16 protein-coding genes are annotated in these 20,030 nt (G+C 71.1%); 13 read left to right on the forward strand and 3 right to left on the reverse strand.

Going from position 1 to position 20,030, the window contains the following annotated elements; all coding sequences use genetic code 11:
- Nucleotides 1-5: 5 nt before the first annotated feature.
- Complete coding sequence (locus OG199_RS02465; protein WP_356805689.1) at nucleotides 6-1,112, forward strand: PP2C family protein-serine/threonine phosphatase; 1,107 nt, start codon at nucleotides 6-8, stop codon at nucleotides 1,110-1,112.
- Between the two features lie 102 nt (nucleotides 1,113-1,214).
- On the opposite strand, the gene OG199_RS02470 is transcribed toward OG199_RS02465, so the two are convergent.
- On the reverse strand, nucleotides 1,215-3,485 hold the full coding sequence (locus OG199_RS02470; RefSeq protein ID WP_405827636.1) for a M4 family metallopeptidase: 2,271 nt from the start codon (nucleotides 3,483-3,485) through the stop codon (nucleotides 1,215-1,217).
- 474 nt (nucleotides 3,486-3,959) lie between these two features.
- Here OG199_RS02470 and OG199_RS02475 point away from each other — a divergent pair, with 474 nt between their 5' ends.
- Together OG199_RS02475 and OG199_RS02480 are read left to right on the forward strand one after the other, a co-directional pair.
- Nucleotides 3,960-4,862: an endonuclease/exonuclease/phosphatase family protein gene (locus OG199_RS02475; protein ID WP_405827638.1), complete on the forward strand. Its 903-nt coding sequence runs from the start codon at nucleotides 3,960-3,962 to the stop codon at nucleotides 4,860-4,862.
- A gap of 201 nt (nucleotides 4,863-5,063) precedes the next feature.
- On the forward strand, nucleotides 5,064-5,684 hold the full coding sequence (locus OG199_RS02480) for an L-threonylcarbamoyladenylate synthase (protein ID WP_356805693.1): 621 nt from the start codon (nucleotides 5,064-5,066) through the stop codon (nucleotides 5,682-5,684).
- A 113-nt stretch (nucleotides 5,685-5,797) separates the two neighbouring features.
- Here the strand turns inward: OG199_RS02480 and OG199_RS02485 are convergent, their stop codons facing one another.
- Entirely contained in the window at nucleotides 5,798-7,624 is a 1,827-nt protein-coding gene (locus OG199_RS02485) for a PucR family transcriptional regulator (RefSeq protein ID WP_405827640.1), read from the reverse strand.
- 269 nt (nucleotides 7,625-7,893) lie between these two features.
- Between OG199_RS02485 and dnaK the strand changes: the two genes are divergently transcribed.
- From dnaK to OG199_RS02520, 7 genes are read left to right on the forward strand one after another with little or no spacing between them, the layout of a single operon-like run.
- Nucleotides 7,894-9,789, forward strand: a complete 1,896-nt coding sequence (gene dnaK, locus OG199_RS02490) for a molecular chaperone DnaK (RefSeq protein WP_401804576.1) — start codon at nucleotides 7,894-7,896, stop codon at nucleotides 9,787-9,789.
- Nucleotides 9,790-9,798: 9 nt separating this feature from the next.
- On the forward strand, nucleotides 9,799-10,341 hold the full coding sequence (locus OG199_RS02495) for a nucleotide exchange factor GrpE (protein WP_356805629.1): 543 nt from the start codon (nucleotides 9,799-9,801) through the stop codon (nucleotides 10,339-10,341).
- A gap of 6 nt (nucleotides 10,342-10,347) precedes the next feature.
- A complete protein-coding gene (locus OG199_RS02500; protein ID WP_356805631.1) occupies nucleotides 10,348-11,307 on the forward strand; it encodes a DnaJ C-terminal domain-containing protein in 960 nt (319 codons plus the stop codon).
- Nucleotides 11,304-11,699 (forward strand): chaperone modulator CbpM, encoded by a 396-nt coding sequence (locus OG199_RS02505; RefSeq protein WP_356805633.1) that lies wholly within the window; start codon nucleotides 11,304-11,306, stop codon nucleotides 11,697-11,699. Before OG199_RS02500 ends, OG199_RS02505 begins: the two co-directional genes overlap by 4 nt.
- Entirely contained in the window at nucleotides 11,690-14,332 is a 2,643-nt protein-coding gene (clpB, locus tag OG199_RS02510; RefSeq protein WP_405827643.1) for an ATP-dependent chaperone ClpB, read from the forward strand. The genes OG199_RS02505 and clpB overlap by 10 nt, the downstream gene beginning before the upstream one ends.
- A gap of 5 nt (nucleotides 14,333-14,337) precedes the next feature.
- Nucleotides 14,338-14,781 (forward strand): thioredoxin, encoded by a 444-nt coding sequence (gene trxA / locus OG199_RS02515; RefSeq protein ID WP_356805636.1) that lies wholly within the window; start codon nucleotides 14,338-14,340, stop codon nucleotides 14,779-14,781.
- A gap of 37 nt (nucleotides 14,782-14,818) precedes the next feature.
- Nucleotides 14,819-15,085 carry a UBP-type zinc finger domain-containing protein gene (locus OG199_RS02520; protein WP_356805637.1) on the forward strand — a complete coding sequence of 89 codons (267 nt, stop codon included), beginning with the start codon at nucleotides 14,819-14,821 and terminating at the stop codon, nucleotides 15,083-15,085.
- 32 nt (nucleotides 15,086-15,117) lie between these two features.
- Here OG199_RS02520 and OG199_RS02525 read toward each other — a convergent pair whose 3' ends face one another.
- Nucleotides 15,118-15,906, reverse strand: coding sequence for an IclR family transcriptional regulator (locus OG199_RS02525; protein ID WP_356805639.1), 789 nt, complete (start codon nucleotides 15,904-15,906; stop codon nucleotides 15,118-15,120).
- Between the two features lie 106 nt (nucleotides 15,907-16,012).
- Here OG199_RS02525 and OG199_RS02530 point away from each other — a divergent pair, with 106 nt between their 5' ends.
- From OG199_RS02530 to sthA, 3 genes are all read left to right on the forward strand, one after another.
- On the forward strand, nucleotides 16,013-16,972 hold the full coding sequence (locus tag OG199_RS02530; RefSeq protein WP_401805042.1) for a 5-dehydro-4-deoxyglucarate dehydratase: 960 nt from the start codon (nucleotides 16,013-16,015) through the stop codon (nucleotides 16,970-16,972).
- Nucleotides 16,973-17,049: 77 nt separating this feature from the next.
- A complete protein-coding gene (locus tag OG199_RS02535; protein ID WP_405834402.1) occupies nucleotides 17,050-18,378 on the forward strand; it encodes an enolase C-terminal domain-like protein in 1,329 nt (442 codons plus the stop codon).
- A gap of 170 nt (nucleotides 18,379-18,548) precedes the next feature.
- The gene (gene sthA / locus OG199_RS02540; protein ID WP_351725137.1) at nucleotides 18,549-19,952 is read left to right on the forward strand and encodes a Si-specific NAD(P)(+) transhydrogenase; all 1,404 of its coding nucleotides are present in this window, start codon (nucleotides 18,549-18,551) and stop codon (nucleotides 19,950-19,952) included.
- Nucleotides 19,953-20,030: the final 78 nt, after the last annotated feature.

Here is a 20,030-nt window from a genome sequence, read left to right on the forward strand (position 1 = left end):
GTGCTATGGGCGCGGCCGTCCCACGGCTCGGAGTGAACAAGAAGCGTGGCTGGCTGCGCGGAGCACCGCCCCCGCGTTGGGCGCGGGTGCTGCCGCCGGTTCTGCTGGTGGTGGTCTGCGGCACGGAACTGGCGAGCCAGCGGCCGGTGGACATCGGTTTCCTGCTGGGCGTCATCCCGTCCCTGGCCGTGCTCTCCTACGGGCCGCTGGGGACGGCGCTCTACGGTGGCATCGTCATCGCCCTGCTGGTCGTTCCGGCGTTCCAGCTCAACCATCCGGGCAACACCGACCTGCTGACCATCGCCTTCATCGCGGCGCTCAGCGTGATCCTGTCCCTGGTACGCAGCCGCCGCGACGCCGACCTGGTCACGGTGCGCACCGTCGCCGAGGCGGCCCAGCTCGCCGTGCTGCCGCCGCTTCCCGAGTCCGTCGGACCCGTGCGATGCATGGGCCTCTACCGTGCGGCGCAACGCGAGACCCTGGTCGGCGGTGACTTCTTCGACGTGCGCGACGGGCCCTACGGCGTACGAGCCGTGATGGGAGACGTCCAGGGGCACGGTCTGTCCGCCGTCGGAACGGTCGCCTCGCTCCTCGGGGCGTTCCACGAGTCGGTGCTCGACCAGCGTGACCTGACCTCGGTGGCATCCCGCCTGGACCGCCGGCTGATCGTCGACTCGGCCCAGACCGAGCACGCCGAGTTGTTCGCCACCGCCCTGCTGCTGGAATTCTCCGCCACCGCCGACACCGTACGGCTGACCTCGTGCGGGCACCCGCATCCGTATTTGCTGCGCGGCGGAAAAGCTGTCGAACTGGTCCTGGAACCCGGGGCTCCGCTCGGTCTCGGATTCTTCAAGCTCTCTCCGCCGCATGTCCGTACGGTGCTGCTCGAACCCGGGGACCGACTGTTCCTCGGGTCCGACGGCGTGACCGAGAGCCGGGACACGACGGGGGCGTTCTATCCCCTGACCGAGCGCCTGACCGAGTTCGCGCAGGAGTCTCCGTCCGAGCTCACCACCCGCCTCTGGGAGGACCTTCTGCAGTTCTGCGGCGCGGTGCGTGACGATGTCACGATGCTCGTCCTCACTCCCCGGACGGAGCACGTCACGGGGTGAACGGGCTCGACGGACGACGGGCTCGCCCGCCCGGTCCGCGCGAGGCGGTCCGGACGGGCGAGTCGGCTCAGCGAGGACGGGACCGGGTCGGTCCGGCCGGTGTCAGGGCGTGAGCTGCCACTGCTGGATGTAGCCGACGTCGATCGCGGCGGTGTCCCGGACCCTGAGGATCCAGGTGCCGTCGACGGGCTGGGCGGACGCGTCGACCGTGAAGGTCTGGTCGACGTTGTCGGCGGAACCGCCGCTGTGGTTCAACAGCGAGTAGACGGTGCCGTTCGGGCCGACGAGGTCCACCGTCAGGTCGCCGCGATAGGTGTGGATGATCTTGACGTAGACCTGGGTGGTGGCCGAGGCGTTGCCCGTCCGGCCGGTGACGGTGATCGGCGAGTCGACCGCAGGTCCGACGTCGGGGATGTCGACGCGTGTCCCGTTGACGTAGATGTTCGCGATCCGCCAGTTGAAGTCGGTGGAGACGGACGCACCCGTGCTGTCGGTGACCGTCAGGGTGACGGCGCTGGTTCCGGTCGTGGTCGGGACGCCGGAGATCAGCCCGGTGTCGCTGATGGTCAGACCGTCCGGCAGACCGGTGGCCTCGTACGTCAGAGCGGCGCCCGTGTTGGTGGTGTAGGCGCTGGTCTGCAGGGAGACCTGCTGGCCGACGCCGCTGGTCTGGTCGTCGATCGGGGAGACGTTGACGCCGAGCGCTATCCGGTCGCCGACGTGGATCCCGGCCCAGGCGGCCGCGACGGCGAGGTAGGTGTCGCTGTAGGCGCCGAAGAGGTCGGCCGCGGCCTGCAGGGTCGCGACGCGGGCGCCGGCGTAGTCGGTGCTGGAGGTCATGTAGGTGCTGAGGGCCCGGTACCAGATCCGCTGGGCGTTCTCGATGCCGATGCCGGTCACGGGTACGCCGTCGTACGTCGGGCTGTCGTACGAGACGCCGTTGACGGTCTTGGCGCCGCTGCCCTCGGACAGCAGGTAGAAGAAGTGGTTGGCCGGTCCCGACGAGTAGTGGACGTCGACGCCGCCCAGCGAGGAGTCCCAGTAGTCGCGGGACGCCCCGTCCTTGGACGGCTTGTCCATGTATCGCAGCGGGGTGCCGTCGCCGTTGATGTCGATCTTCTCGCCGACGAGGTAGTCGGGGACGTCGGAGGCCAGGTCGGCGTGGAACTCCACCGCGGCGGCGAAGATGTCCGAGGTGGCTTCGTTGAGGCCACCGGACTCGCCCGAGTAGGTGAGGTTGGCGGTGGCGGCGGTGACGCCGTGGCTCATCTCGTGCGCGGCGACGTCGAGGGCGGTCAGCGGATGGGCGTTGCTCGCGCCGTCCCCGTACGTCATGCAGAAGCAGCTGTCGGACCAGAAGGCGTTGACGTACCCGTTGCCGTAGTGCGCCCGGCTGTAGGCGGCCACCCCGTCGTTGCGGATGCCGTTGCGGCCGAAGACGTCCTTGTAGTAGTCCCAGGTGGCGGCGGCGCCGAAGGCGACGTCCACCGCGGCCGTCTGCCGGTTGCTCTGGTTCCCGTCTCCCCAGACATCGTTGTCATCCGTGAACAGGGTGCCGGTGCCGGAGGTGCCCTGGTTCAGGTCGTAGGTGCGGTGGCCCGCACGGTCGCCGTCGACCAGCTGGTACGTGGAGCCGGAGAGCGTGGAGCCGACCGGCACCGTCCCGCTGTACTGGCCCGTGCCCGTTCCGGTCTCCACGGCCTCGTAGTCGAAGACGGCCTTGCCCGAGGTGGCGTCGGTGATGACGTGGAGCTCGCTCGGGGTGCCGTCGTCCTGGGTGCCCTCGACCACCGACTCCCAGGCCAGCGCCGGCTTGGCTCCGGCGGCCCAGACGACCAGCCGGGGCGTGCCGTCGACCTTCGGACGCGTGGCGTCGGCCTTCTTGGCGACCGTGAGTGCCTGGTGGGCCGCGGTGGCGGACGTGACCCGGGCGGTGAGCGCGGGCACCTTGATGGTGGCCTTGGTGGCCTCGGACACGGTGCTGCGGCCGTCCTTGGTGTGCACGACGAGGTCGCCGCCGAGGACCGGCAGGCCGGCGTAGGTGCGCTCGTAGCGGGTGTGCGTGGTGCCGTCGGCGTCCTTCGCGACGTCCTTGACGACCAGCTTCTCCTTGGAGCCGAGGTCGAGGATCCTCGCGGTGTCGCCGACCGCGGCGGTCGCGCTCTTCAGCAGCGAGGCGTGCTGGGCGGGAGACAGCTTCGCCGGGGCCGCACCGGCCTGGGGGGTAGCGACGATCTTCGCATGACCGCTGCCGTGCGGCGCCGCGGACGCGATGCCGGCCTGGAATCCGGCGGCGAGCAGGGTGCTCGCGGTGGTGAGCGCCAACACCGCCGTGTATCTGCGGCGGTGCGAGGAGTGGCGTGGCCGTGACAAGGGCTTCTCCTTCTGGCGACGATCGGCCTGTGGTCGAGGCCGAGAGAGCGGGCCGGCGCGGTGGAGCCGGCGGGCAACGCGCTGAGCAGGAAAGGGCGCTGCACGAGGCGACGCACGGGGGCGTGTCCGAACTCGGCGGCGCGCGAGAGGTGGGGGGAGGTGAAGGAACGGTGAACGTTCATGAGCAGACTGGCATCCAGCGTGGCGTCTTGTCATGGCGGTGACAAAGTTAAGGCTGAAACTGACTATTGCTTGCTGGACGTTCGCCGCCTCCCCGGGCCCTTTTCGGCCGCCGACGGACGGCGCGTACGCGGGGAAGCGGGTCGGGATCGGTGCCGGTGCCCGTGCCGACGCGCACCATGTGCAGGGCGCGGGCCGGCCGGTCACCGCCGCCGGACGCGGTGGAGTCGGTACCCGGGGACACTCCGCCGACGCTTACGCCGTTCACCCGTCCCGCCAAGTACTACTTTCTTCATGGACTCCCCTGCGCCCTCCTCCCGCGATCGGCTGCGGTTCGCGACCTTCAACGTGCTGCACGGCCGCCCGATGCTGGACGGCCGCCCCGCGTCCCCGGCGGCCGGGGACGAGCCCGCGGAACCGCTCTCCCGTGCCGTCATGTCTTTGGACGCCGACGTCCTCGCGCTGCAGGAGGTGGACCGGCTCCAGGAGCGGTCGGGCGGGGTCGACCAGGCCCGCGCCGCGGCCCGGGCGGCGGGCCTGGACGAGTGGCGCTACGCGACGGCGCTGCACGGTCGTGCCACCGGGGACCGGGGGTGGGACCTCGACCCGACGGAGCCGGGGCCGCGGATGTACGGCCCCCGGGACACCGGGACGGACGCCGGTGTCCCCTCGCACGGGCTCGCGCTGCTCACCCGGCTGCCGGCGCGGGAATGGCGGGTCAGACGGCTCGCCCCGGCGCCGATCGGCATGCCCCTGCTCGTGCCCGGCCGGCCCGGCCTCACCCTGGTCCGGGACCGACCGCGCGCGGCGCTCGCCGCCGTACTCGAGGGACCGCAGGGGCCGTTCACGGCCGTGGTAGTGCACCTGACGTTCGTGCCGGGGTGGAACATCCGTCAATTGCTCGCCGTCCGCGACTGGATCGCCGATCTGCCCCTGCCGCACGTCCTGCTGGGCGACTTCAACCTGGTCGGCGCCGTGCCCAGGGCCGTACTGAACGCGCCCCGGACCGCACGCTCCACGCCGCCGCGCCGCTGGCGGGACACGGCCCGCACGCCGACCTATCCCGCGCACCGCCCGGTCGTGCAGTTCGACCACGTGCTCACGGCCGGGATCGGCGCGGAGGCGGTCGGCGCCGCGGGCACGGCGGCGACGGCGGTCTCGGACCACCGCCCGCTGGTGGTCGAGCTGGCGCTGTGAGACCTCTCCGGCGCGCACGGCGGCGGTGCGGCCACCGGGCCGGCCCGGTCCCGGACCTCGAACCCCTGACCCCGGTCCCGGACCTCGAACCCCTGATCCCTGACCTCGGACCCCGGGCGCCGCGCCCCGTGGACCGATCGAGCGGCGGCAGCCCCTCGCCACGTTCCTCGGCGTGACCGCCGGGCGATCTAAGCTCGGCGTATGGCCAAGTACTTCGACGTGCATCCGGAGAACCCCCAGCCGCGGATCATCGGCCAGGTGGCCGAGATCATCCGCGGCGGCGGTCTCGTCATCTACCCGACCGACTCCTGCTTCGCGCTGGGCTGCCAGCTCGGGAACCGGGAAGGGCTCGATCGCATCCGCTCCATCCGCCGGCTCGACGACCGGCATCACTTCACCCTCATGTGTCAGGACTTCGCGCAGCTGGGCCATTTCGTGCACATCGACAACTCGGTGTTCCGCACGGTCAAGGCCTCGACCCCGGGCAGTTACACCTTCATCCTTCCGGCGACGAAGGAGGCCCCGCGCAGGCTGCTGCACCCGAAGAAGAAGACCGTCGGCGTCCGGATTCCCGACCACGCCGTCGCGCAGGCGCTCCTCGCCGAGCTCGGCGAACCACTGCTGTCGAGCACCCTGCTCCTGCCCGACCAGGACAAGCCGCTGACCCAGGGCTGGGAGATCAAGGACGAGCTCGACCACGTGGTGGACGCGGTCCTCGACTCCGGTGACTGTGGCGTCGAGCCGACCACCGTCATCGACTTCTCGCAGGGAGAGCCCGAGGTCGTACGCCGCGGGGCGGGCGATCCGTCACGGTTCGAGTAGAGGGCCCGGCCCGCCGACGGCGGCCGCGGCGCCGCCGGTCAAGCGTGTCGCGGGCGAATTCACCCGCCGGACACGGGTGTTGTGACGCGTTCACACCCCGTACGTACGGCCCGTCACCGGGATTCCCCGCCGGGCAGCGAGTCGGAGTGCGCGTTGCCCTCGGCCGCCGGACCGCTCACCTTCCAGATCCGTGTGGCCACTTGGAGGTTGAAGCGGCTGTCCACGTCGTCGAGTCGCCGGCCGCTGACCTCCCGGATGCGCTGCAACCGGTACCGCAGCGTGCTGCGGTGGACGGCGAGGGCCCGCGCCGTCTCGTCGTAGTTGCCGCCGTGGTCGAAGTACCGGGTGAGGGTGTGCACCAGATCCGTGCCGTGGGTGGCGTCGTAGTCGAGCAGGGGGCCGAGCCACTCACGGACGAAGAACGTGACGTCCCGTGCGTCGTTGCCCCTGGCCAGGATGCGGTAGAGGCCGAGTTCCTCGTAGACCGCGGTGCCGTACGGCGGTTGTGACTGCCGGCGTACGTGCAGCGCGCTGACGGCCTGTTCGTAGGAGTGGGGAAGGCCGGCCGTCGTCTCGCACAGGCTCCCGACACCCACCGCGCCGCGCCACGAGCCCACCTCGCCGGCGACGGCGCCGTACAGTCCGGGGTCGCGTGGCCCGCCCTGGACGACCAGCACCGCCATGTCCGAGCGCCGGGCGATCAGCGACCGCAGTCCCAGTCCGCGCGCGGAGCGGCCGACCGCGTCCAGGAACCGGTCGTCGGCGGCCGTGGCCTGCCACTGGGCGACCACGACGTGGTGCGGTCCGTGCAGATCGTGACCGACGGCCTCGGCCCGGGCGCAGGTGCCGCCCACGTCGGCTCCGGTGAGCAGGTCCTCCACGAGATCCCGGCTCATGCGCAGTTCGGTCTCCGCCAGGCTGCGGCGGTGGGCGAGCTCCAGGGCCAGCGCGGTGCACGCGTGGCCGAGCGCGAACACCTCGGCGTCACCGGCCGCGCCCCCGGGGTCGACGAGTTCGATCGTGCCGAGGATCTCGCCGTGGTGGCGGGCCACCCCGATGAGGCGGCCCTCGTGGCGTACCGGGTCCGGGGTCCGCATCGCACGGTGCAGGAGTTGTTCGCGCAGCGTCGGATCGGGCTTCTCGTGGGCTCCGTCCACACCGGGTCCCGCCCGGGCGAGCGGGTTGCCGAAGCGGTCCTCGATGCAGGTGGCGAGGCCGGTCAGCTCGTACACGGCCTCGGCGATGCCGTCCTCTCCCGCGTCGCCGTCGTGGGCGCGGGCGAGGACGTCGTGCACGGTGTGCTGCGCCTCCAGCTCCGCGACCAGCGTGGTCAGCCGTTCGTTGACCGCGTCCCGCTCCTCGATCGCCCGGAACAACTGCCGGGCGTACTCGCGGTCACGGCTTCGGGCGTCGGCGTTGCAGAGCGCGGCTGCGGTCGGCCGCGCGAGGGCGTACAGGAGGAAGCGCTCGTCGTCGGACGGCGGCTCGGGGGCGCTGACGACGAGGTAGCCGAGGAGTCCGCCGGAACTGCGCAGGCCCGCCGCCCACCCCCAGCCGCCTTCCCGGAAGCGGAGGATGCCGTCCTCCCCGTCCAGTGCGCTCAGCTGTCGGATCGCCGCGGGGAGCTCCTTCGGGGCCCGGCCGCCGAGGGAGAGTGCGCTCGGTGTGGCGTCGAGTTCGAAGCGTCCGTCCCTGAGCAGGTAGCAGCCCACGGGCCGGCAGCCCGTGAGGCGTGGCACCGCGTCCATGGCCAGGCGCAGGATCTCCTGCGCTCCAGGGGCGTCCAGCATCGTCACGCCCAGCACGAACACGTCGTACAGGCTCGCCAGCTGTTTCCGGCCCCAGGAGGCCGGGGCGGTGGAGGGCACCTGGCGGGGAGAGCCGCGCGGCCCAATGCGCTGGTGCCCCGCACCGGAGGCGTCGTCGGCCATGCCAGGCATGAGGCAATAGTACCGTTTGCACCTTTTCGTCGCCTGTCGCACCGGGCGGCGTCCCCTGTCCTGCCAGGTCGAGGCCGGGCCCGAATTTCACCCCGCCGGGCGCAGGCGCCGCTCCGCGCCCCGTAACAGTCTGGCAGGGACGCGAGCCACGACGCGGGTGCGCTTCGGGCGCCCGACGCGCGCGCCCGCGCTCGCACGGACCCGACCTGAACACGACCGCCGTCACCGGACAGCGGCGGATGCCGGGGCGGCAGGCGAAGGAGTTCCTCATGGGCAAGGCAGTCGGAATCGATCTGGGCACCACCAACTCGGTGATCGCCGTGTGGGAGGGCGGTGAGCCCACTGTCATACCGAACGCCGAGGGCTCGCGTACGACGCCCTCCATCGTCGCCTTCGCCGAAGGGGGCGAACGTCTGGTGGGTCAGCTCGCCAGGCGCCAGGCGATCCTCAATCCCAAGGGCACCATCTACTCGGCCAAGCGGTTCATCGGCCGGCACTACGACGAGGTGTCCGCCGAGGCCAAGGCGGTGGCGTACGACGTCGTCGAGGGCGAGGGCGGGGTCGCCCGCTTCAAGGTGCGCGACAAGCTGTACTCGCCCGAGGAGATCAGCGCGCAGGTGCTGCGCAAGCTCGCCGACGACGCGGGCAAGCAGCTGGGCGAGCGAGTGACCGAAGCGGTCATCACCGTGCCGGCGTACTTCAACGACGCGCAGCGCCAGGCGACCAAGGACGCCGGCCGCATCGCGGGCCTCGAGGTGCTGCGGATCATCAACGAGCCGACGGCTGCGGCGCTGGCGTACGGGATGGAGAAGAAGCAGCACGAGACCGTGCTCGTCTTCGACCTCGGCGGCGGCACCTTCGACGTGAGCATTCTGGACGTCGGCGACGGCGTGGTGGAGGTGCGCTCGACGGCGGGGGACAGTCACCTCGGCGGCGACGACTTCGACCGTCGGATCGTCGACCTGCTCGCCGACACCTTCCAGCAGGAGAACGGCATCGACCTGCGCAAGGATCCGCAGGCCCTGCAGCGGCTGTTCGAAGCGGCCGAGAAGGCCAAGACCGAGCTGAGTTCGGTCACCCAGACGCAGGTCAGCCTGCCGTTCATCACCGCGGACGCCTCCGGGCCCAAGCACCTGACCGAGACGATCATGAGGTCCAAGTTCGACCAGATCACCGCCGACCTGGTGGAGCGCACCCTGGAGCCGGTCAAGCAGGCGATGACCGACGCCAAGGTGAGCGAGAACGACATCGACGAGGTCATTCTCGTGGGCGGCTCGACGCGTATCCCGGCCGTGCAGAACCTGGTCCGCCGGCTGACCGGCGGCAAGGACCCGAACATGAGCGTGAACCCGGACGAGGTCGTGGCGCTGGGCGCGGCGATCCAGGCCGGCGTGCTCAAGGGCGAGGTCAAGGACGTCCTGCTGCTCGACGTCACGCCGCTGTCGCTGGGTGTGGAGACCCGTGGTGGGGTCATGACGAAGCTCATCGAGCGGAACACCACGATCCCGGTACGCCGCTCCGAGACCTTCTCCACGGCGGAGGACAGCCAGGAGGCGGTCGACGTCGTCGTGCTGCAGGGCGAACGCGAACTCGCCGCGGACAACCGGGTCCTGGGCCGCTTCCAGCTCAAGGACATCCGTCCGGCACCGCGCGGCGAGCCGCAGGTCGAGGTCACCTTCGACATCGACGCCAACGGCATCCTGAACGTGACCGCGCGGGACAAGGACACCAGCAAGGAACAGAGCATCACCATCAGCGAGGGTTCCAACCTCGACCAGGGCGAGGTCGAGCGGATGGTCCAGGAGGCCGAACAGCACCGCGGCGAGGACCAGGCACTGCGTGACGGTGTCGACGCGCGCAACGAACTGGACGCCGTCGCCTACCAGGTCGAGCGCCGCCTCACCGAGCTGGGCGAGGCCGTGCCGGAACACGAGCGGGCCCGCGCGGAGATGCTCGTCTCCGAGGCCCGCGAGGCCGTCCAGCAAGACGCGTCGCCTGACAAGGTCCGGCCGATGACCTCCGAGTTGCAGCAGGTCCTGGCGTCCCTCGCCGCCCATCAGACGGGCGCGGGCCAGGCCGCGGAGGCCGCGCCGGGCGCGCAGGACACCACGGGCGCCCCGACGGGTTCCGACGACGTCATCGACGCCGAATTCGACAAGAGCTGAGGTGCGGTCATGGCCACAGGACAGGAGCCTGTGACGCCCCCCGAACGCGAACAGCGCGTCGAGGACGACGCCGCGCCCGCGACCCCGGCCGCCCCGGCGGGGCCGGAGGCGGAGGACCAGGCCGCGGAGCTCGACGAGCTCAGGGACCGCTGGCGCCGCGCGCTCGCCGACCTGGACAACCTGCGCAAGCGCCACGCGAAGGAACTGGAACGCGTGCGCGGTGAGGAACGTGCCCGCACCGCGGCGGCCTGGCTGCCGGTCCTCGACAACCTGGAACGGGCCCTGGCACACGCCGACGCCGACCCCTCCGCCGTACTGAAGGGCATCGAGACCGTGCGCGACCAGGCGGTCGAGGTGCTGCGCGGCCTCGGATACCCGCGTCACGAGGAGACCGGAGTGCCCTTCGACCCGACCAGACACGAGGTCGTCGGGGTCGTCGACGACCCCGGCGCCGAGCCGAACACCGTGGCCCAGGTGGTGAGTCCGGGCTACGGGGCGGACGGCAACCAGTTGCGGCCCGCGTTCGTCATGGTCAGCAAGCGGCAGGAGTGACGCCTCATGGCACGCGACTACTACGACGTGCTCGGGGTGCCGCGCACCGCGAGTCCCGAGGAGATCCAGCAGGCCTTCCGCACGCTGGCGCGCAAGCACCACCCCGACGTCAACAAGGACCCGGGTGCCGAGGAACGCTTCAAGGAGCTCAACGACGCCTACAGCGTGCTCTCCGACCCCAAGACCCGGCAGCGCTACGACCGCTTCGGCGACGACTTCCGGCAGATCCCGGAGGACTACGACGAGCGGGTGGCCGCGGCGGCGGGCGCCCGTGGCGGCCGGGCCGGGTGGGCCGGCGGCGGCGGAGGCGGCGGGGTCCGCTTCCGGACCGCGGACGGCGCGGGCTTCGACGGCTCGGGCGTCGACTTCGAGGACCTGTTCGGCGGGATGTTCGGACGGGGCGGCGGAGGCGGCGGCTGGGGTCCGGTGCCCGGCGCCGACCAGGAGGCCGAGATCCAGCTCGGTGTCGAGGAGGCGTACCGGGGCGGCAGGCGCAGCATCACGCTGGGCGGCCCGAACGGACAGCGCAGTTACGACGTCACCATCCCGCGCGGTGTGGTGGACGGTCAGCGCATCCGGCTCGCCGGAGAGGGCGGCCACGGCAGCGGCGACGCCCCGCCGGGCGACCTGTATCTCCGGGTGCGCATCAAGCCCGACGGACGATTCCGTCTGGAGGGGCGGGACATCCACGTGGTCGCCCCGGTGACGCCGTGGGAGGCGGTGCTCGGCGCGACCGTGCCGGTGCCCACCCCCGGCGGCACGGCCAAGGTCACCATCCCCGCGAACTCCTCCAGCGGCCGCCGGCTCCGGCTGCGCGGCGAGGGCATGCCCAACCCGCGCGGCCAGGACGGTGACCTCTACGCGGAGATCCGCATCATGGTGCCGCCCGAACCCACCGCCCGCGAACGCGAGCTCTTCGAGGAGCTGGCCGCGGTGTCCGCCTTCGACCCGAGGAGGCCCCGATGACCACCGCCCCCCGTCCCGGCGGCGCGAGCCGCCGTACCGCCACTCCGGCCCCCCCGCCGGTCCTCAACGTCCGGGTACGGACCGCCACCCTCGGTCCGCCCCTGAGGCTCGGTCTCGACGCCGTCGCCCGCCGCACCGGCATCCACCCTGATCTCGTACGGCGGTTCGTCGCCCTCGGCCTCGTCGACGCCACCCGGGACGCGACAGGGCGGCTGTGGTTCGCACCGTCCGCTCCCGTCGCCCTCGCCCGCATCCAACGTCTACGGGCCGCGCTCCCCCTCAACTACGCCTCCCTGGGTCTGGTGGTCGATCTGCTCGACCGGATCAGTGAGCTGGAGGACGCGCTGAGGCGCAGCAATGCCGGCTCCAGGAGTGATGAATCGTGGATATGAACCGGCTCACCCAGAAGTCCCAGCAGGCGGTGCAGGAAGCACAGACGATCGCCGGCCGGCTGCACCAGACCGAGGTCGACGGTGAGCATCTGCTGCTCGCCCTCCTCGATCAGCCGGACGGCCTGATAGCGCGCCTGGCCGAGCAGACCGGTGCCGACACCCAGGCTCTGCGTTCCGCCCTCTCGGACGAACTGGCGCGCAGGCCGAAGGTCACCGGGCCCGGTGCCACACCCGGTCAGGTCTATGTCACGCAACGCCTGGCCCGGGTGCTGGACTCGGCCGAGCAGGAGGCCAAGCGGCTCAAGGACGAGTACGTGTCGGTCGAACACCTCCTGCTGGCGCTGGCGCACGAGGGTTCCCAGACGGCCGCGGGACGCCTGCTCAAGAAGTTCGGCATCACCGAGGACGCGTTCCTGGCCGCGCTGACCCGGATCCGCGGCAACCAGCGCGTCACCTCGGCGACCCCCGAGGCGTCGTACGAGGCCCTGGAGAAGTACGGGCGTGATCTGGTGGCCGAGGCCCGCGGCGGCAGGATGGACCCGGTGATCGGCCGGGACGCGGAGATCCGCCGGGTGATCCAGATCCTGAGCCGCAAGACCAAGAACAACCCGGTGCTCATCGGCGACCCGGGCGTGGGCAAGACGGCCATCGTGGAGGGTCTGGCGCAGCGCATCGTGCGGGGTGACGTGCCCGACGGCCTGCGGGACAGGACGATCTTCTCGCTCGACATGAGTTCCCTGGTGGCGGGCGCCAAGTACCGCGGCGAGTTCGAGGAACGGCTGCAGGCCGTCCTGAGCGAGGTCAAGGCGGCCGAGGGGCGCATCCTGCTCTTCGTCGACGAACTGCACACGGTCGTCGGCGCGGGCGGTGGTGCCGAGGGCGCCATGGACGCCGGGAACATGCTGAAGCCGATGCTGGCCCGCGGCGAACTGCACATGATCGGTGCGACGACCCTGGAGGAGTACCGCAAGTACGTCGAGTCCGACGCGGCGCTCGAACGCCGATTCCAGCAGGTGCTGGTGGACGAGCCGAGCGTCGAGGACACCGTGTCCATCCTGCGCGGGCTGCGCGAGCGTCTGGAGGTCTTCCACGGTGTGAAGATCCAGGACACCGCGCTGGTCGCGGCGGCCACGCTCAGCCACCGGTACATCACCGACCGGTTCCTGCCCGACAAGGCCATCGACCTGGTCGACGAGGCGTGCGCACGGCTGCGGACCGAGATCGACTCCATGCCCGCCGAACTGGACGAGATCACCCGCCGGGTGACCCGGCTGGAGATCGAGGAGGCGGCGCTCGCCAAGGAGAGCGACCCGGCCAGCGCCAAGCGTCTGGAGGAGCTGCGCCGCGAACTGTCCGACCTGCGTGCCGAGTCCGACGCGATGCACGCCCAGTGGGACGCCGAACGCCAGGCCATCCGCCGGGTGCAGGAACTGCGCCAGGAACTGGAGCAGGTACGGCAGGAGGCCGAGGAGGCCGAACGCAGCTACGACCTCGACCGCGCCGCGGAACTGCGCTACGGCAGACTCACCGAGCTGGAACGCCGGCTGGCCGCCGAGGAGGAGCGGCTCGACTCCAAGCAGGGCGACAACCGGTTGCTGCGCGAGGTGGTGACCGAGGACGAGATCGCGGAGATCGTGGCGGCCTGGACGGGCATCCCGGTCACCCGGCTGCAGGAGGGCGAGCGCGAGAAGCTGCTGCGGCTGGACGAGATCCTCACCGAGCGGGTGATCGGCCAGGACGAGGCGGTCAAGCTGGTCGCCGACGCCATCATCCGGGCCCGCTCCGGCATCCGTGACCCGCGCCGGCCCATCGGCTCGTTCCTCTTCCTCGGCCCCACCGGCGTCGGGAAGACCGAACTCGCCAAGACGCTCGCCGCGGCGCTCTTCGACTCCGAGGAGAACATCGTCCGCCTGGACATGAGCGAGTACCAGGAGCGGCACACCGTCAGCAGGCTGGTCGGAGCGCCTCCCGGATACGTCGGTTACGAGGAGGGTGGCCAGCTCACCGAGGCGGTGCGCCGCAAGCCGTACTCCGTGGTCCTGTTCGACGAGGTGGAGAAGGCCCACGCGGATGTGTTCAACACCTTCCTGCAGGTCCTCGACGACGGCCGCATCACCGACTCGCAGGGCCGCACGGTCGACTTCCGCAACACCGTGGTGATCATGACGTCCAACATCGGATCGGCGCACCTGCTGGACGGGGTGACCGCCGACGGTGAGATCAAGCCCGAGGCGCGGGCCCTGGTACTGAGCGAGCTGCAGAGCCACTTCCGGCCCGAGTTCCTCAACCGGATCGACGACATCGTGCTGTTCAAGCCGCTGGGCCTGGCCCAGATCGAGCGCATCGTGGAGCTCCAGTTCACCGACCTGCGCAGGCGCCTGGCCGAACGGCAGATCACCGTCGAGCTCACCCACGCGGCGCGCGAACTCATCGCCCGGCAGGGCTTCGACCCCGTGTACGGAGCCCGCCCGCTGCGCCGGTACATCTCGCACGAGGTCGAGACGCTCGTGGGCCGCGCGCTGATCCGCGGTGACGTGCAGGACGGTTCGACGATCCGGGTCGACGCGCAGAACGGCGAACTGGTCGTCACCTACGGCGAACCGGCGGTGCCGGACGTCCGGAAGGCCGCGTGAGCGCGATGGGCACGAGTCCGAGTGGGACCGTCACCTGTGACCGGTGCGGCCGCGGCAACCGGGTGCCCGCGGCGGCCGCGGGCACACCGCGCTGCGGGAACTGTCACGCCCCGCTGGCGTGGATCACCGAGGCCGGTGACGCGGACTTCGCGGAGGTCGCCGAGCAGGCGAAGCCGTACGTGCTCGTCGACCTGTGGGCCACCTGGTGCGGGCCCTGCCGGATGGTCAGCCCCGCGCTGGAACAGGTGGCCCACCAGCTCGCCGGCCGGGTCAAGCTGGTCAAGGTCGACATCGACCGGAGTCCGCGGCTCTCCCAGCGGTTCCAGGTGCAGGCCGTGCCGACCCTGCTGCTGCTCGACAAGGGTGAGGTGATCTCCCGCATGACGGGAGCGGCTCCCGCGCCGGAGCTGAGGCAGTGGGTCGAGGACAGCCTGGCCGTCCGCACGTGAACCGACCTGGGCGAAGGGTGGAGGAAGGAGGCTCACCATGGCCACCGTGCGGCCCGACCCGCATCTGTCGTACATCCGCTCCGTGACCCCGCGTACCCCGGACGGCTGCGACGAGTGCATGCACGTCGGCTCCACCTGGCTGCACCTCAGGATGTGCCTGACCTGCGGACACGTCGGATGCTGCGACTCCTCGACGCTCCAGCACGCGCGGGCGCACGCCGCCACGGCCGGTCACCCCATCGTGCGGTCGTTCGAGCCGGGCGAGGACTGGCGCTGGTGCTACATCGACGAAGCCATGGTCTGAGGTGCGCCGGCACCGGGCCCACGCTCCCCCGGTCAGCGCCAGTCGGGAGCGCCCGATGCCGGGGTGGCGAGGGTTTCGATCCTCGTCCGCAGTTCGCGCATGACGGAGACGATGCGCGCCTCGTGCTCGTCCGTGAGCCGGGTGACGGGAACCGAGCAGCTGACGGCGTCCACGGCCGGTGTGTCGTAGCGCAGGGCGAAGCCGAAACCGGCGATACCTGGCACCGTCTCCTCGCGTTCGACGGAGTAGCCGCGCTCACGCACCCGGGCGAGGTCCGCGACCAGTGCGGCCCTGTCCGTGTGCGTGTTCTCGGTCAGCGCCCCCAACGGACCTGCGGGGAGCGGGAGTTCCGCGTCGGGGCGTTCGGCGAGCAGCGCCTTGCCGAGGGCGCCGGCGTGGGCCGGTACCCGGCGGCCGACCCGGCTGAGGGTGCGCGGGTACTCGTGCGACTCGCGGGTGGCGAGGTAGACGACGTCCGGGCCGTCGAGCCGCGCCAGGTGGATGGTCTCGCCGAGCGTGTCCGAGGCCTCGTCGAGGCAGGGGCGCACCACCCGCACATGCGCGTCACCGTCGAGATAGCCGGTACCGGTGAGCAGGGCGCGGATCCCGATGCCGTAGAGGGAGCCGGTGGTGTCGGAACGCACCCAGCCGCAGTCGACGAGGGTCTGCAGCAGTTGGTACATGCTGCTGCGCGGCACCTTCAGTTCCGCCGCGAGTTCGTCCAGGCGGGCAGGCTCGTCCCCCCGCCCTGCGAGCAGTTCCAGCAGGGCGACCGTGCGGGACGCCGACTTCACGGCGCGGACACCTCTGCTCTCGGACATGGGCCCCATCGTAAAACCGCCACGCCGCCCCATTGACCCGCCATAGTTCACCCACCTAACCTTCATCTGCATACATAAACGTCATCTGCATATGAGGATGAGAATGATGGCACGGTTCAGCACGACGGCCGAGGATGTGGCACGGCGGCTGCGGGACGGCATGGCGGGCGGGGTGCTGTCCTTCCCCGTCACGAGCTTCCGGGACGACGGCAGCCTCGATCCGGAGTCGTACCGCGCCTATCTGACCGCCCAGCTCGCGACCGCGCCGGGCGCGGTCTTCCCCGCCTGCGGAACCGGTGAGTTCTTCTCCCTGGACGAGGACGAGTACCGCGCGGTCGTCACGGCCACGGTCGAGATCGCCGACGGGCGGCTGCCGGTGGTCGCGGGCATCGGCTACGGCTGGGCGCAGGCGCTGCGGTTCGCCCGGATCGCGGAGGAGGCGGGCGCGGACGCCGCGCTGGTGCTGCCGCACTACCTGGTCGCCGCCCCGCAGGACGGTCTGGTGGAGCAGCTGCGCCGGATCGCCGCCGGCACCTCCTTGCCGCTCATCGCCTACCAGCGGGGACAGGTCGCCTTCAGCGCCGAGAGCCTGCGCCGGATCGCGGACATCCCCACGGTCATCGGTCTCAAGGACGGCCACAGCGACCTCGACCGGCTCCAGCGCCTCACGCTCGCCGCGCCCGACGGCTTCCTGTTCTTCAACGGCGCCTCGACCGCCGAGATCCAGGCCCGTGCCTACGCCACCGTGGGTGTGCCCTCGTACTCCTCCGCGGTCCACGCCTTCGCACCGGACATCGCGAACGCCTTCTTCACCGCTCTGCGGGACAACGACGACGAGCGGACGACCGCGTTGCTGCGGGACTTCTACGTCCCTCTGGTCGAGCTGCGCGACCGGGTGCCGGGCTACGCCGTCTCGCTGGTCAAGGCCGCCGCCCGGCTGCGCGGCCTGCCCGTCGGTCCGGTCCGGGCACCGCTCACCGACCCGGGCCCGGACGACCTCGCCGTTCTCGCGAAGATCCTCGACGCCGGGCAGCTCCTGGCCGAAGCCGCGCCCCGACCCGTCTGACCGGCCCCGGCACTCCGCCTCCGCCACCTGCACCTCCCCCACCTCACCCCGTACGCAAGGACTCCGAAGACATGGGCATCAGCCGGCCGACCGTCACCGCGTTCTCCGTCTATCCGGTCGCGGGACGGGACTCCATGGAGCTGAACCTCTCCGGTGCGCACGGCCCCTACTTCACCCGCAACGTGGTCGTCCTGACGGACTCCGAGGGCCGCACGGGGCTCGGCGAGGTCCCGGGCGGGGAGAAGATCACACGGACCCTGCGCGACGCCGGGCCGCTGGTCGTCGGGGCGAAGGTGGGTGACTACCAGCGCGTCCTGCGGGAGATCGGGGCCCGGTTCGCCGACCGGGACTCCGGCGGACGCGGCGCCCAGACCTTCGATCTGCGGACCACCGTCCACGCCGTCACCGCGGTCGAGTCGGCGCTGCTCGACCTCCTCGGGCAGCACCTCGACGTACCCGTGGCGGCTCTGCTCGGCGACGGGCAGCAGCGTTCTTCCGTACGGGTCCTCGGCTATCTGTTCTACGTCGGTGACCCCGACCGCACCGACCTGGAGTACGTCCGCGAACCCGACGCCACCGAGGACTGGTACCGGATCCGCCACGAGGAGGCCCTGTCCCCCGCAGCGATCGTCCGCCAGGCCGAGGCCGCGTACGACCTCTACGGCTTCCGGGACTTCAAGCTCAAGGGCGGTGTCCTGCGGGGCGCCGAGGAGGTGGAGGCCGTACGGGCCCTGAAGAACCGCTTCCCCGAGGCGCGGATCACCCTCGATCCGAACGGAGCGTGGTCGCTGCGCGAGGCGGTCGAGCTGTGCACGCCCCTGGTGGGCACCCTCGCCTACGCCGAGGACCCCTGCGGGGCCGAGGACGGCTACTCGGGGCGGGAGATCCTGGCCGAGTTCCGGCGTGCCACCGGTCTGCCCACGGCGACCAACATGATCGCCACCGACTGGCGGCAGCTGACCCACGCCCTGGCCCTGCAGTCGGTCTCCATCCCGCTGGCCGACCCGCACTTCTGGACCATGCGGGGCTCCGTGCGGGTGGCCCAGCTGTGCCACGCGACGGGACTGACCTGGGGCTGCCACTCCAACAACTCCTTCGACATCTCGCTCGCGATGGTCACCCACTGCGGAGCCGCGGCGCCTGGCGCGTACAACGCCCTGGACACGCACTGGATCTGGCAGGAGGGACTGGAGCGGCTCACCGTCGAGCCGCCTCGCATCGTCGGCGGTGAGATCGCCGTACCGGACGCCCCCGGGCTAGGGGTCCGCATCGACATGGACCGGCTCCTCGCGGCCCACGACCTCTACCGGGAGAAGGCACTGGGGGCGCGTGACGACGCGGTCGGGATGCGCTTCCTGGTCCCCGGCTGGGAATTCGACGCGAAGCGTCCGTGTCTGGTGCGTTGACCCCCGGCGTCCGGTGCGCCGGCCACCGGCGTCAGGTGCCCCGGCCACTGGTGTGCGACGCGTCCACCGGCGGCGCCGGGTGCGTTGACCACCGGATTTTTCCCCCGCGAGGTGGTCCGTTGCCCATTCACCCTTCCGGGGATGGACTTCGGCCTGACAGACTCCGGAGAGTGCGCGACTTCGACATGCTTGTCATAGGATCCGGCCCCGGTGGGCAGAAGGCCGCCATCGCAGCGGCCAAGCTCGGCCGCCGGGTCGCCGTCGTCGACCGGCCCGACATGGTCGGCGGGGTGTCCATCCACACCGGGACCATCCCCTCCAAGACCCTGCGCGAGGCGGTCCTCTACCTCACCGGCCTCACCCAGCGCGACATGTACGGCCAGAGCTACCGGCTCAAGGAGGACATCACCGTCGCCGACCTGACCGCGCGCACCCAGCACGTGGTCAGCCGCGAGGTCGACGTCATCCGCAATCAGCTCTCCCGCAACCACGTCTCCCTCTTCGCCGGCACCGGCCGCTTCGTGGACGACCACACCGTCGCCGTGACCGAGGCGAACGGCAACGACCAGCTGTTGACCGCCGAGCACATCGTGATCGCCACCGGCACCCGCCCGGCCCGGCCCGCCTCCGTCGAGTTCGACGGGCGCACGATCATGGACTCGGACAACGTCCTCAACCTGGAGCGGGTACCGCGCTCCATGGTCATCGTCGGGGCCGGTGTGATCGGCATGGAGTACGCCTCCATGTTCGCCGCCCTCGGCAGCAAGATCACGGTGGTCGAGAAGCGGTCCTCGATGCTCGACTTCTGCGATGTCGAGGTCATCGAGTCCCTGAAGTACCACCTGCGGGACCTGGCCGTCACGTTCCGCTTCGGGGAGACGGTCGCCGCGGTCGAGCGTCATCCACGCGGCACGCTCACCGTCCTGGAGAGCGGCAAGAAGATCCCCGCGGACACCGTGATGTACTCCGCCGGCCGGCAGGGCCTCACCGACGAACTCGACCTGGACAAGGCGGGTCTGTCCGCCGACCCGCGCGGCCGGATCAAGGTCGACGAGAACTACCGCACCGAGGTGCCGCACATCTACGCCGTCGGCGACGTCATCGGCTTCCCGGCCCTGGCCGCGACCTCGATGGAGCAGGGACGCACGGCGGCGTACCACGCCTTCGGCGAACCGGTGCACCCGATGCACGACCTCCAGCCGATCGGTATCTACACCATCCCGGAGATCAGTTTCATCGGGCGCACGGAGGACCAGCTCACCGAGGACTGCGTGCCCTTCGAGGTCGGTGTCTCCCGCTACCGCGAACTGGCCCGGGGCCAGATCATCGGCGACTCGCACGGCATGCTCAAGCTGCTGGTCTCCCCGGACGACCGCAAACTGCTCGGCGTGCACTGCTTCGGCACCGGCGCCACCGAGCTGATCCACATCGGCCAGTCGGTGATGGGATGCGGCGGCACCGTCGACTACCTGGTCGACGCGGTGTTCAACTACCCGACGCTCGCGGAGTCCTACAAGGTCGCCGCCCTGGACGCCACCAACAAGATCCGTCAGATCGACCGGCTCAAGGACTGACCGGCCGCGGCCGGGCGGCGGGGCGGGGCGGAAACGTCGCGCCCCGCCGTCGCCTCGCCGTGCACTTCTCGCCTCCCC

It is taken from the genome of Streptomyces sp. NBC_01176 (assembly GCF_045039825.1).
Taxonomy (GTDB): Bacteria; Actinomycetota; Actinomycetes; order Streptomycetales; family Streptomycetaceae; genus Streptomyces.